Annotated in this window: 10 protein-coding genes; 3 read left to right on the forward strand and 7 right to left on the reverse strand. The window is 44.4% G+C overall.

Going from position 1 to position 14,581, the window contains the following annotated elements; genetic code table 11:
* Positions 1 to 66: 66 nt before the first annotated feature.
* From pckA to ACZ41C_RS05580, 4 genes are all read right to left on the reverse strand, one after another.
* Complete coding sequence (gene pckA, locus ACZ41C_RS05565) at positions 67 to 1,683, reverse strand: phosphoenolpyruvate carboxykinase (ATP) (RefSeq protein WP_464564882.1); 1,617 nt, start codon at positions 1,681 to 1,683, stop codon at positions 67 to 69.
* A gap of 260 nt (positions 1,684 to 1,943) precedes the next feature.
* Complete coding sequence (locus ACZ41C_RS05570) at positions 1,944 to 3,074, reverse strand: glycerate kinase (protein ID WP_464564883.1); 1,131 nt, start codon at positions 3,072 to 3,074, stop codon at positions 1,944 to 1,946.
* Positions 3,071 to 4,540: an SLC13 family permease gene (locus ACZ41C_RS05575; RefSeq protein WP_464564884.1), complete on the reverse strand. Its 1,470-nt coding sequence runs from the start codon at positions 4,538 to 4,540 to the stop codon at positions 3,071 to 3,073. Before ACZ41C_RS05575 ends, ACZ41C_RS05570 begins: the two co-directional genes overlap by 4 nt.
* A 10-nt stretch (positions 4,541 to 4,550) precedes the next feature.
* On the reverse strand, positions 4,551 to 4,940 hold the full coding sequence (locus tag ACZ41C_RS05580; protein ID WP_138256950.1) for a DUF423 domain-containing protein: 390 nt from the start codon (positions 4,938 to 4,940) through the stop codon (positions 4,551 to 4,553).
* Positions 4,941 to 5,101: 161 nt separating this feature from the next.
* Here ACZ41C_RS05580 and ACZ41C_RS05585 point away from each other — a divergent pair, with 161 nt between their 5' ends.
* Together ACZ41C_RS05585 and ACZ41C_RS05590 are read left to right on the forward strand one after the other, a co-directional pair.
* On the forward strand, positions 5,102 to 6,475 hold the full coding sequence (locus ACZ41C_RS05585; RefSeq protein ID WP_464564885.1) for a saccharopine dehydrogenase family protein: 1,374 nt from the start codon (positions 5,102 to 5,104) through the stop codon (positions 6,473 to 6,475).
* A gap of 54 nt (positions 6,476 to 6,529) precedes the next feature.
* Entirely contained in the window at positions 6,530 to 7,000 is a 471-nt protein-coding gene (locus ACZ41C_RS05590) for an Lrp/AsnC ligand binding domain-containing protein (protein WP_154917988.1), read from the forward strand.
* Between the two features lie 142 nt (positions 7,001 to 7,142).
* Here the strand turns inward: ACZ41C_RS05590 and ACZ41C_RS05595 are convergent, their stop codons facing one another.
* From ACZ41C_RS05595 to ACZ41C_RS05605, 3 genes are all read right to left on the reverse strand, one after another.
* Entirely contained in the window at positions 7,143 to 7,838 is a 696-nt protein-coding gene (locus tag ACZ41C_RS05595; protein ID WP_154917987.1) for a zinc metallopeptidase, read from the reverse strand.
* A 144-nt stretch (positions 7,839 to 7,982) separates the two neighbouring features.
* Positions 7,983 to 9,083: an alanine dehydrogenase gene (gene ald / locus ACZ41C_RS05600; protein WP_138256946.1), complete on the reverse strand. Its 1,101-nt coding sequence runs from the start codon at positions 9,081 to 9,083 to the stop codon at positions 7,983 to 7,985.
* Between the two features lie 254 nt (positions 9,084 to 9,337).
* Positions 9,338 to 12,496 carry a leucine--tRNA ligase gene (locus ACZ41C_RS05605; RefSeq protein ID WP_464564886.1) on the reverse strand — a complete coding sequence of 1,053 codons (3,159 nt, stop codon included), beginning with the start codon at positions 12,494 to 12,496 and terminating at the stop codon, positions 9,338 to 9,340.
* Between the two features lie 191 nt (positions 12,497 to 12,687).
* Between ACZ41C_RS05605 and ACZ41C_RS05610 the strand changes: the two genes are divergently transcribed.
* Positions 12,688 to 14,565 (forward strand): T9SS type B sorting domain-containing protein, encoded by a 1,878-nt coding sequence (locus ACZ41C_RS05610; protein WP_464564887.1) that lies wholly within the window; start codon positions 12,688 to 12,690, stop codon positions 14,563 to 14,565.
* Positions 14,566 to 14,581 lie beyond the last annotated feature (16 nt).

Raw genomic sequence — 14,581 nt, forward strand, 5'->3', positions numbered from 1 at the left:
GCTTCTGAATCTATAACAAAAAGGCCTTGCAAAATGCAGGGCCTTTTTTCATGTTTAATGGTGCATTTAAAAAGCGTACCGTTGCGGTCCACCACGTCTAATTTCCTCATTGGCATATTTTTCGAACTTTTTGAAGTTTTCCCTAAAGGCATTGGAAAGCTTAAAGGCCGTGGTGTAATATTTTTCGTCATTGTTCCAAGTCGCCCTTGGACTCAACACACTGGTAGGCACTCCGGGACATTCCCTAGGTTGCGCCACCCCAAAAACGGAATGAATGTGGTAGGTATCATAGGAGTACAAACCTAGATCGCCATTGAGCGCCGCACTGATCATGGCACGGGTGTACTTTAACTTCATACGGGTACCAACACCATAAGGGCCGCCGGTCCACCCCGTATTCACCAACCATACGGCCACGCCAGTCTCCTTCATTTTTTTGCTCAACATCTCCGCATATTTTGTGGGATGCAAGGGCATAAAAGGTGCACCAAAACAGGCCGAAAAGGAAGGTTGTGGCTCAACGACCCCGGCTTCCGTGCCGGCAACCTTGGCCGTATATCCAGAAATAAAATGATATGCGGCTTGAGCAGGGGTCAGTTTGGATATTGGAGGCAACACCCCAAAGGCATCGGCCGTTAAAAAGAAAATGTTCTTTACATTTTTCCCAATGGAAGGCTGCTGAATGTTATCTATATGGTAAATAGGATAACTTACCCGGGTATTTTGTGTTATGGAGGTATCCGCATAATCCACATTGCCGTCCTTGTCCAAAATCACATTTTCAAGAATAGCTCCAGGTTTTATGGCATTGTAGATTTCGGGTTCCTGTTCTTGGGAAAGGTTGATGACCTTGGCATAACACCCTCCCTCAAAATTGAACACTGTATTTCTGCTGGTCCAGCCGTGCTCATCATCGCCGATCAATTTCCTATTGGGGTCTGTGGACAAGGTTGTCTTCCCGGTCCCTGACAACCCGAAGAATATCGCGGTATCCCCGTCTTCCCCCACATTGGACGAACAATGCATGGGCAAGGTTTCCTTAAATACAGGCAATATAAAATTGAGCGCCGAAAAAATTCCTTTTTTTATCTCGCCGGTATAGCCTGTGCCACCAATTAGGGCGATTTTTTCAGTAAAGTTCAGTATGGCGAAATTGTGTTGCCTGGTGCCATCTTCTTCGGCATTGGCCATGAAGCCAGGTGCGTTTATAACCGTCCATTCCGGACTGAAATTCTCCAATTCCTCGTCGGTTGGCCGTAAAAACATATTATAGGCGAACATGTTGGACCAAGGGTATTCGTTTATGACCCTGATATTGAGTTTATACTCCGGGTCCGCACAGGCATAGCAGTCCCTCACGAAAAGTTCCTTTGTGTTCAAATAAGCAATAACCTTGTCATACAACGCCGTAAACTTTTCCGGTTCAAAGGGAATGTTTACCGAACCCCACCAGATTCTATCCTTGGTAATAGCATCTTTTACGATAAAACGGTCTTGTGGAGACCTACCCGTAAATTCCCCCGTATTGACGGCAAGGGTACCATTTTTGGTCTCCGCTCCCATGCCAAGGTCGATAGTAGCCTTCTGTAGTGCTTGAGGCGATTCCTGATAATGAAAATTATCATGGTCAATTCCATAATTCTTTAAAGATATCATCTTCGATTGGTAGGATGAACTATGCATAACTCGAAATTTTATTTCTCCAAAGCTATTAAATTTAACCTTGAAGCCCTTGGAAATCAAGAGGTATTCATGTATTTATCGGCAAGAAATATGAAATCTACGATGAATGATTAAATTTTCAACAAATAAACATCAGTTTAAACACTGTTTAGTAAACAAACTGCAAATTACTAGGTACTAAAATATTAAATCGATAAAATAATATGGATTTACTGCCGATTACATAATTAAAAACGACCGACTTTCCAAAATGTATGAACCTAGATTAAGGATTTAAAATACTCATATACCCTTCTTTGAAGCAGGTCCTTGGCATTTTGCATATTGTATCCCAACGATTTGTTGGGGTCCCCAATTTCAATAACATCCTGAACGCCACTTGAAGTAAGCGTTTTTAGGGGAACGTCCAATTTGCCACAAACGGCCAGCACTGGAATATTGTAACTGTTGGCAAGTTCCATAACACCTTGAATCAATTTTCCATGAAGGGTCTGATCGTCGATTTTGCCTTCACCGGTCACGATGTAATCGAATTTTTGGGTATCCAACACTTCTTTTATACCGGATAGTTCCAAAATAAAAGTGATTCCACTGAGAAAATCGGCCTTAAAAAAGGCCTTGAGACCAAATCCGGTTCCCCCGGCAGCTCCTGAACCTGGTACTTCGGAAAAATCGGAACCAAATTGTCTTTCATAGACTTCCGATAAATTTCGCAATCCTTTGTCCAACTCCGTTATCATGGCAGCATCGGCACCTTTTTGGGCAGCGTATACAAAAGCGGCCCCATCTTTTCCGAATAGCGTGTTTTTGACATCGTTGATGGCAAAGAAATGTATCCCTTTGATTTCTATGGAATTATCGGATTTAGCAATCCTTTGAAGCTCACTTAAATTTTTTCCTATGGGTTCCATCGGATTGCCGTTAGAACCCAAAAATTCAAAGCCCAAAGCATTTGCAATTCCAATTCCTCCATCATTCGTAGCACTGCCCCCCAAACCGACATATATTTTTTTGGCCCCTTTTTTTATGGCGTCCGCAATTTGTTGGCCACTACCAAAGGTCGAGGTCAAGGAGGCGTTTCGCTCCGAAGGTTCCAGAAGTTCCATCCCGGAGCTATTGGCCAGTTCTATGAAGGCCGATTTGGATTTCACATCCAACAGATAGTACGAGGAAATTTCCCTTCCCAAGGGATCCATAGTTTTCATGGCTACCCTTTTGCAGTCCTTGTACATTGAAATGGCGTCCAAGAAACCATCGCCCCCATCCGATGCCTTTACAAAGTGAAAGGAGGCATCGCTTAGGACCTGCTCCACGCCCTTTCTGAACGACCGGTAGACCTCTTCGCTCGTCATGGAGCCTTTAAATTTATCGGGGATGATTAGGAATCTCATTTCTTTAGGTTTTCAGGAAATCCATTTATGACAATGTCCCACAGCTGTGGTAATAAAAAATAAACGAAAAGGCTCAGTACGATGATGGACATGATGTTCATGAAAAAGCCTTTTCGGACCATATCGGGAATCCGTAGGTAACCGGAACCAAAAACCACCGCATTGGGCGGTGTAGCAACGGGCAACATAAAGGCACAGGAGGCCGCCACGGCAGCACCCACCATTAACACGAACGGATGTACGTCTATGGAAAGGGCCATGGGAGCCAAAACGGGTAACAGCATGGCCGTTGTGGCCAGATTGGAGGTAATCTCGGTCAGAAAATTTACCGCAGCGATCAACACCAATACCAAAATGAAAATGGGGAGTCCGGACAGTGATGTCATCTGCCCACCGATCCATACGGCCAAACCACTTTCATCAAAACCCTTGGCCAGTGCCATACCGCCACCAAAAAGTAAAATGATTCCCCAGGGCATCGTAACGGCCTCGTCCCAATTTAGCAGCTGTTCCCCCTTTTTTTTGGCCGGAATCAGGAAAAGTAAAATGGCAAAAAAGATGGCGATGATGGTATCGTCCAGACCCGGTAACAGTTTCTGCAGCAGAAAGGAGCGTGTAATCCAACAAAAGGCCGTGGCCCCAAAGACGAGGGCTATCAATTTTTCCTCATACGTGATTTTCCCCAGGCCATTCTTAAGTCTTTTTATTTCTGCCCTTCCTCCGGGAAATTCGACTTGTTTGAAAGAAAAAGCAAAGCGCGTCAAATATTTCCAACAGATGAAAATCAGCACTACGGAAATTGGCAGACCGAACATGAACCACTGCATGAAGGTAATTTCATAACCGTAGGTGTCCAGTACCACCCCTGCCAACACCAGATTGGGCGGGGTACCTATCAAGGTTGCCATACCACCAATGGAAGCACTGTAGGCAATGGCGAGCATCAGGGATTTTCCAAACAACAGGTTCTCGTCCTCCACCGTAGCCGGATTATCCTTTAATTGTTTGATAATGGCGAGCCCAATGGGCAGCATCATGACAGACGTTGCCGTATTGGAAATCCACATGGATAAAAAGGCCGTCGCCACCATAAATCCCAAAATAATTTTACGGATATCCGCACCTATCAAATGAATAATGTTCAGGGCGATGCGTTTGTGCAGGTTCCATTTTTCGATAGCAATGGCGATAACGAAACCGCCCATATAGAGGAACACGTATTTATGCCCAAAAGACCCTGAGGTAGCGGTAAGGTCCAAGCCGCCAGAAAGTGGGAAAAGCACGATGGGCAGAAGTGCGGTAATGGCAATGGGAATGGCTTCCGTAATCCACCAAATGGCAATCCAGGCCGTGGATGCCATAACGGCGTTCGCTTCCTTGGACAATCCCTCAGGATGAAAAAAACTAAGGATCAATATAAACGAAACGGGACCTAATATGAGTCCCAAAAGCTTTGTATTGTTCATAATCTATATGTCATTTTAGGGTCGATGTATAGATTTGAAATCCCAAAAATCCCCAAGCTGCCAACAAAAGTGTTCCGCCAATAGGCGTAATAAATCCAATGGTCGTAAAATCGAAGGCCGTAATACTGTTTATGGCCAACAAATAGATGGAGAAGGAAAAGAACACAACGCCAATAAGGGTCAGCCAATATGTTATTCTTTGAGCCTTTGGGGACAAACCTGGCAACAATCCTAAAATGAACAGAAAAAAGGCATGGTACATTTGGTAGCGGACACCCGTTTCAAAAGTAGTTACGGCATCCGGGGGAACCAATTTCTCCAATCCGTGGGCTCCAAAGGCGCCCAGGCCGACCGCTAAAAACCCAAAAATACATGCAGTAATCAATATTGTTTTCTTCATAACACCAAATCTACTGGAAATACATGATTTACGTTATAGTTTATTTAATTGTTGGACAGTCATTCAAAGTTGGTAATATAACTTTATCGATACATATTCTTAAATATGTAACAAATTGATACCTTAGTAGCAACATTCAAACTTAAAAGTACGCAATAAGCATGGTGCGAAAAATTTTGATCATAGGGGCAGGCAAATCCACTTCCTTTTTGTTGGATTATTTATTGGAAAAATCGGATTCAGAAAATCTAAAAGTGACCATTGGCGACCTGGATACGGCTTCCATCCCAGAGAATATTAAATCGCACCCCAATTGCTCGGTTCGCACCTTGGATATCTTCAAGGAAGATGAAAGAACATTGGCCATACAGGAGTCGGATTTGGTCATTTCCATGTTACCGGCGCGCTTTCACATCAAAATTGCGGAGGACTGTCTAACGTACAAAAAGCATCTGGTAACGGCATCCTACATCAGCCCAGAACTTAAAAAACTGAACGAAAAAGTCACCGAAAGCGGTTTGGTCTTTATGAACGAAATAGGCCTTGATCCGGGCATTGACCACATGAGCGCTATGCAGGTCATTGACCGTATACGGGATAAAGGCGGAAAAATCCTATTGTTTGAATCGTTCTGCGGTGGACTTGTCGCGCCCGAATTCGATAACAACCTATGGAACTACAAGTTTACGTGGAACCCCAGAAACGTGGTGCTGGCCGGCCAAGGAGGTACGGCGAAGTTCATACAGGAGGGCACATACAAGTACATTCCCTACCATAAATTATTTAGACGTACAGAATTTTTTGAAGTAGAGGGATATGGTAAGTTTGAGGGCTATGCCAACAGGGACTCCCTAAATTATAGGGAAGCCTACGGTCTACAGAACGCGCTCACCATTTATAGGGGTACGATGCGCCGCGTTGGCTTTTCAAAGGCTTGGAACATTTTTGTGCAACTGGGGGCCACGGACGATACCTATACTATCGAGGATTCGGAAAATATGACCTATCGGGAATTTATCAATCTCTTTCTTCCCTACTCACCTACGGATTCTGTGGAACTGAAACTGAGGCATTATTTAAAAATAGATCAGGACGATAGTACTTGGGAAAAGCTTGTGGAACTGAACCTTTTCGATAAAACGAGGACTATTGGTATCCCTGATGCTACTCCGGCACAGGCTTTACAGAAAATTTTGGAAGACAAATGGACCTTGGGCGAAACCGAAAAGGATATGATCGTTATGTACCATAAGTTTGGATACGAATTGAATGGCGAAAAAAAACAAATCGATTCCAAATTGGTCGTGATTGGTGAAGATCGGGTGCATACCGCCATGGCCAAAACGGTAGGCTTGCCGGTAGCCATCGCCGCCTTAAAAATCCTGAACGGAAAAATCACCACGCCCGGAGTTCAAATGCCCATTTCCAAGGAAGTCTATCAACCCATCCTCAAGGAATTGGAGACCTTGGGCATCAATTTCAAGGAATACGAAGTTCCCTATTTGGGCTATAATCCCGATTCCGTAGCGAGTTAAACTCACATATTCATGGTGTTTACGTATTTTTGATTTCAATTTGAAATTGTAATCATGAAGTCCGATAACAAAAACACTAAGATTGACGGAATAGACAAGAAAATATTGCGCTTTTTAATGGAGGATGCCCGGAAACCGGTATTGGAAATCGCCCGAAGCATTGGTATTTCCGGTGCCGCCATTCATCAACGATTGCGCAAACTGGAAGCATCGGGATTATTGAAAGGCTCCAAGTTTATTATAAACCCAAGGGCCATGGGCTATACTACGATGGCCTATATCGGTATTTATTTGGACAAGGCCATGAGCAATCCCGCTGCGGTGAAACAATTGGAAAAAATCCCCGAAGTTTTGGAATGCCATTATACTACGGGCAACTGGTCCATCCTTATCAAAATTCTTTGCAAGGACAACGAACATTTGATGCATGTCCTCAACAAGGAAATCCAACAAATAGAAGGAGTTTCCAGAACGGAAACCTTCATATCGTTGGCACAGCAAATAGACCGACAGATTACCATATAAAACCCTCATCAAGGGATTGACTATTACAACCGAAACAATTTCACAAAAGGAAATGGTTCATAATCCAATGCCTGCCTAAAATTTGAACAAATAAAAAGCCTTCCCAATCTTGGAAAGGCTTTGAAAATTGTATCGAGAGAAGTTAATCCCTTCCTCCAAAAACCTGAAGTCCCCAGTATACCAAGGTGGCCAAGGAACCAATGGCCGCTACCAAATAGGTCCTAGCGGCCCATTTTAGGGCATCTTCAGAACCTGCATATTCTGACTGAGTCACCATATTCCTATTCTTGAGCCATGCCAAAGCGCGGTTACTGGCATCATATTCTACCGGTAGGGTGATAAAACTGAACAAAGTCGCCATTCCCATCATGATCAATCCGGCCACGGCAACCCAATATCCAAATCCTACTCCTGCAGCGGCACCTAGGGCCAATCCGCCAAAAACGACCCATGTGGACATTCCTGATGTTACACTGACTACTGGCACCAGTTTCGAGCGCATGGTCAACCACTCGTAGGCCTGTGCATGTTGTACAGCGTGGCCTACCTCATGCGCTGCAACCGCGGCTGCTGCGGCATTTCGCTGATTATACACACCTTCACTCAAGTTCACCGTTTTATTTTTTGGATTGTAATGGTCCGATAACATCCCAGGTGTGGAAACCACCTTAACATCGCGAATACCATGATCCGCCAACATTTTTTCGGCTATCTCGGCACCGCTCATGCCATTTTGTAAATGGACTTTAGAGTAATGTTTGAACTTACTTTTTAATCGGCTACTTACAAGCCAACTTACCAAGGCAATAGCACCGATCAATATATAATATCCCATCATAACGTTTCAATTTTTAGTTTCAATAAATATACATAAGATTCCCTTTTTTACGGGAATCGAATACTGAAAAGCAAAAACCCCGCCAAACCCGTAAATTAGTCGGTACGGGCTGTTGGGGTCTTCAAAAACTGACAATTTGTACGATTAGGCAAAGGCCTCCTTCCAACCAAAGGCCTCTATGATTTCTTCATACACCACCTTACCGGCCACAATGTTCAATCCCTTTGCCAAGGAAGCATCTTTTTTACATGCGGCTTCCCAACCCAAGTTTGCGAGTTTGAGCGCATATGGCAAAGTAACATTGGTCAATGCCATGGTAGAGGTATATGGAACTGCACCGGGCATATTCGCGACGGAATAGTGCACCACATCATCTATGATGTATACCGGGTCTTCATGAGTGGTAGGTCTTGTAGTTTCTACACATCCGCCTTGGTCTACGGCCACGTCCACTATTACGGTTCCGGGTCGCATGTCTTTCAACATGTCCCTAGTGATAAGGTTCGGAGCTTTTGCTCCTTTTAATAGCACCCCACCAATAATTAAGTCGTGGGTTTTTATATGCTTTCTGATATTAAACTCGTTTGAAAATTCGGTGACCACATGCGGTGGCATCACATCGTTCACGTAACGCAAACGCTTCATATTGATATCCAAAATGGTGACGTGTGCGCCCAGACCGGCTGCCATTTTAGCAGCTTGTATCCCAACGACACCCGCGCCTAGCACCAATACCCTACCCGGAGCAACCCCGGGAACGCCCCCCAATAGTACACCGCGACCTTTAACAGGTTTCTCCAAATATTTTGCCCCTTGCTGAATGGCCATTCTACCCGCCACTTCAGACATTGGGGTCAACAACGGCAATGTCCCATCTTCGTCCTCCACGGTTTCATAGGCGATGCAGATGGCTTTCTGACGGATCATGGCCTTGGTCAATGCTTCGCTCGATGCAAAATGGAAATAGGTGAACAAAATCTGTCCCTCTTGAATCAGTTCGTACTCTTCTTCTATGGGCTCCTTGACCTTGACGATCATTTCACTCATGGCATATACCTGTCCGATGGTATCCAAAATGACGGCCCCGGCCTGTTGATAATCCTTATTGAAAAAACCGCTTCCTTTCCCTGCACCGGACTGTACATACACGGTATGGTTGTTCTTTACCAATTCAAAAACGCCGGCCGGTGTCATCCCAACCCTGCTTTCGTTGTTCTTAATCTCTTTTGGAATACCCACAATCATACTAGTCTATTTTATAATTATGGGGTAAAGGTGCGATAATTTTAATTTTTACAGAACAATTATTCGATAAAAGGAGGGGTTATTTCGAATTAAATGCCATTTTAAACCATACACCCCCAAAAATATATAGGGTCATCTTAAAAATAAATATAATATCAAAGAAAACACCCTCCCTCTTTAGTGTACCTCTAAAGAAGGAGGGCGCAATTAAAATTCGATATACCTTTTAGTCCTTGGGGAAGCGGAAAACCATTTTAACCAACAATGTTTACAATTTTTCCCGGAACTACGATGACCTTCTTTGGGGTTCTCCCTTGTAATTGTTGTTGGGTTTTTTCATAGGCCATTACGGTAGCTTCAATTTCCTCCTTGGTCATACCCATAGGAAGTTCCAACGTAAACCGCGTCTTCCCGTTAAAGGAAATGGGGTATTCCTTGCTACTTTCCACCAGATACTTTTCCTCGAATTTTGGGAACGGCGCTGTGGAAATGGACTCAATGTGGCCCAATTGCTCCCAAAGTTCCTCCGCGATATGTGGCGCATAGGGCGACACCAAAATGGCCAAAGGTTCCAAGATGGCCCTGGAATTGCATTTTTGCGCGGACAATTCGTTCACACAGATCATAAACGTGGATACCGATGTATTGAAACTGAAGTTCTCGATATCCTCCTCTACTTTTTTGATGGTCTTGTGCAAGGTCTTGAGGGCCTCCCCCTGCCCCTCCGAGGGAGGGGCGTCCGACACGTAGAATTCTCCGTTAGGACCGGAGTGATAAAGCCTCCAAAGTTTTTTCAAGAAGGAATGCACCCCCGTAATCCCTGCGGTATTCCAAGGTTTGGATTGCTCCAAGGGGCCCAGGAACATTTCGTACAACCGGAGACTGTCCGCCCCATATTCCGCACAAATGGCATCTGGGTTCACCACATTATATTTGGATTTGGACATTTTTTCGATTTCACGCGAAACAATAAAAACATCTTCCTTATAAGAAAGCATTTCAGCATTTTGAAATTCTTTCTGCCAATTTTTGAATTTATTAAAATCTAATTCATTTTTAATATTTACAAAATCAACTGGAACTCTGGTCTTGTAAAAGTTGTATTTATTTCCTACAGGAGTAAACTCAACTTTAACTTTTTCATGTAACCCTATCTTTTTTAATTCAGATTCAAGATTTTTTAAAAAATATGAAGTTAATTTCTCCCTAATCTTAAGACTAGTTTTATTATCATCATTCCCCTTTTTAAAATGAGCTACTACCTCTTCAGAAAGGAAATGTCCTTTTATAAATTCGTACTTTTCTTGAAGTTCCTTTAATTGTTCTTTTTCAATTTCACTTAAATTATCCAAAGATCCATAGCCGGAGATTGTTTTTATTTTTCCAAAACTACTATCTCCAAAAAAAGTAATATTAAAACCAATTCTTAAAGCAAATGCACTTTCACCAGTAATCATCCCCTGATTGATGAGTTTTTTGGCAAACTCATCTTTGGGCACCAAACCTTTGTCGAACATGAACTTTTGCCAGAAACGGGAATACAGCAAATGGCCTGTCGCATGCTCGCTACCGCCTATGTATAGATCCACATCCTGCCAATAGTTGATGGCTTCTTGAGAGAAAATGGCCTCGTCGTTATGCGGGTCCATATAGCGATTGAAATACTGGGAACTCCCCGCCCAACCCGGCATGGTGTTCAACTCTAAGGGAAAAACGGTTTTATGGTCTATGCGCTCATTGGATACCACTTCATTATTTTTAGTGTCCCAAGCCCACTCCGTAGCATTGCCTAAAGGTGGTTCCCCTGTTTCCGTAGGCAGGTACTTTTCTACTTCCGGTAAGGTAATGGGCAAATATTGAGTTTCGATTATCTGAGGCATACCATCGGCATCATAATAGACCGGAAAGGGTTCGCCCCAATAGCGTTGACGGCTAAAGACGGCATCGCGCAAACGGTAGTTCACTTTGCCCTTACCCTGACCCAATTTTTCCAATTCGGCTATGGCCATTTTGGTAGCTTCCTTGTACCCCAATCCGTTCAAAAACCCAGAATTCTTCAATACAAATCCGGATTTTTCAGCATAAGCTTCTTCGGAAATATCCACTCCCTCGAATATGTTAGGAATAGCTATCCCAAAATGGGTCGCAAAATCGTAATCGCGCTGGTCGCCGCAGGGAACGGACATCACCGCTCCTGTACCATAACCCGCCAATACATAATCACCAATCCAAATAGGTACGGGTTCCTTGGTAAAAGGATGCTCGGCATACGCCCCGGTAAAGGCTCCTGAAATTGTCTTTACATCCGCCATACGGTCGCGTTCGGAGCGCTTTGCCGTAGCCTCGATATAGGCCTCAACCTCAGCTTTTTGTTCAGGGGTGGTGATTTGGGACACCAATTCATGCTCCGGTGCCAGGGTCATGAAAGAAACCCCAAAAATGGTATCGGGGCGGGTGGTGAAGACTTCAATGTAGAGTGCAGAATTATGAGTGTTGATTGAGTCGTCTATTTTATCAACTTTTGATTTTGAACTTTGAACTTTAAACTTAACGGAAGCTCCCTCACTTCTTCCGATCCAATTGGTCTGGGAATCCTTCAGAGGCTGCGGCCAATCGATTTTGTCCAGCCCGTCCAGCAAACGTTGGGCATAAGCGGTGATGCGCATGCTCCATTGCGTCATTTTTTTTCGGATGACCGGATGGCCACCACGCTCGGAAACCCCGTTCACAATTTCATCATTGGCCAATACGGTTCCCAAAGCGGGACACCAGTTTACCTCACTTTCCGCAAGGTAGGTCAGCCTATATTTTAACAACATCGCCTGCTTATCCTTGGGGGAAAAAGAATTCCAATCCTCCGCGGAAAATATCGGGGTGTCGTCGTCACAAACGGCATGTACGCTTTTGTTACCTTCGGTTTCAAAAATTTTGGTCAGCGTCTCTATATCCTCGGCCTTATCGGCATCGGTATTGTACCAGGAATTGAACAGTTGAATGAAAATCCACTGGGTCCATTTATAATAGCTGGGGTCCGAAGTACGCACCTCCCGGCTCCAATCGAACGAAAAGCCTAATTGGTCCAACTGCCTCCTGTATGTCTTGATGTTCGCCTCTGTAGTAATGGCAGGATGTTGCCCAGTCTGAATAGCGTATTGCTCTGCCGGCAGACCAAAGGAGTCATATCCCTGCGGATGCAACACGTTGAACCCCTTATGCCTTTTATAACGGGCATAGATATCACTGGCGATATACCCTAACGGATGTCCCACATGTAGTCCTGCTCCTGAGGGATAGGGAAACATATCCAACACATAGAACTTCTCCTTGTCCGATACATTTTCGGCTTTAAAGGTTTGATTATCCTCCCAATATTTTTGCCATTTGGCCTCAATTTCGTTGAAATTGTAATTCATTCTTTCGATACTAATACAGAGGTCCAGCCAGATTTTAGCCACATAACTATCACATTCCAGACCTTTATTTTGTTAGGCCACAAAAATAGACCTATTCGACGAAAGTTGAAAAGATATTGACGAATTACCCCTTTAACTTCATTGAACCAAAAAAGCGCTGCTTTCTTTTCCAAAAACGTACCTTTAGTACCGTGAATACCAAAAGTCCCAAATACTTTCTTTGTTTTGTCCTCTTTCTGGTTTTGGCGGCCGTGAAAGGAAGGGCGCAGTTAGGTTTTTGTACGGGCAGCTCTGGAGACCCCATTTTTACGGAGGATTTTGGTTCTGGTACGGTGGACGGACCTGAACTTCCGCCCGGGACCACTACCTATAATTTTACCACGGGAACGCCCAACGATGGCGACTATACCATTTCCAGCACTACCAATTATTTTGATTGGCAGAACGTACAGGACCACACTCCCGGAGACACCAACGGAAAGGCTTTTATCGTAAATGCCAGTTTTACGGCCGGAGAATTTTATCAGCGTGCCGTAACAGGTCTGTGTGAAAATACCACCTATGAATTTTCCTCTTGGCTCATAAATCTGCAGCGTACGGGTGGTTGCGACGGAAACAATATTCCCATCAACGTTCGCTATCAGATCTGGGACCAAACCGACACCAATCTTTTGGCCCAAGGGGATACTGGAAATATTCAGGCCATGACCACGGCAGCCTGGCAACAATTTGCCTTGGTATTCCAGACCCTGCCCGGGCAGACCTCCGTCATCCTCAAAATGCGGAACAATAGCAATGGTGGGTGCGGTAACGATCTCGCCATTGACGATATTGTCTTTAAATCCTGTGGCGATAGCGTAAGCGTGGCCACGGACCAAGCCGAGGATTTCATTGTAACCTGTGAAAATCAAGGTTCGGTATCTGCAATATTGGTGGCCAATCCTGATAATTCCATTTTTTCTACCCATGCCTATCAATGGCAGGAAAGTACGGATAATCAAGTTTGGACCGATGTACCCGGTGAGACCTCAAACACATTTACCACCCCACTGATAAATTCGACCCGTTTTTACCGCGTAAAAGTAGCGGAGGACCCGATCAACGTATCCAATGACCTTTGTAATGTGCTATCCGATGTTTTTGAAATCAATATCGTGCCCATACCGCCACCACCCACAAACAATGGCGACGTGTCCGTATGCGAGAATGAAACCGCCACTTTAATCGTGGATAGTGCTGATATTTATAGTGTAAATTGGTATGATGCCCCTACTGGGGGAAACCTACTTTTGGAAAACAACAGGGAGTTTTCCCCCACCGAAGCAGGCACCTACTATGCGGAGGCGAATTCGAGTGAAGTCGATTGTCCATCCGCTACCAGAACGGCAGTCACCCTGACCTTTAATCCTTTGCCCCAAGTTTTTGACAGCACTGAAACTTTTTGCGAGGGGGATACGGCCTTTTTATCGGCTGAAATTGACAATGTTAGTTATACCTGGAGTACTGGGGAGACTACACGCGATATTTCGGTTAACGCTCCCGGGGAGTATTCCGTGACCGTCACTGATAGCAATGGATGTTCCAGTACACGGACCATTACATTGAACCAAATTGATGCACCAAGATTGGATTCGATTACTTCCAACGGACGCTCCATCATCATTACGACCCAAAATTCAGGGGATTTCGAATACTCTTTGGATGGAAGTAGTTTTCAGGACAGCCCCGTTTTTGAGGCCGTTACGGGAGGGCCGTATACCATATCCATTAGGGACAAGACCAACTGTGGCATCGTCACGACCGATTATCTGCATATTGTTGTCCCCAATTTCTTTACACCGAACGGCGATACCTCGAATGACCTTTTAATTCCGGAAGGCATCGAGTCCTTTAACAATGTGGAGCTTTCCATCTATAATCGGTATGGGAAATTATTAAAATTTGGCAGTGGTACAAATGCCTCTTGGGATGGAAACTTCTTGGGCGCTCCCATGCCGGAATCGGATTATTGGTACCGGATAAAGTTGGACACCTTGGTCCGTACCGGGCATTTCACCCTAAAGCGGTGAGTGTTCCTATTTTTTA

The organism is Maribacter sp. C-4077, from assembly GCF_055378385.1.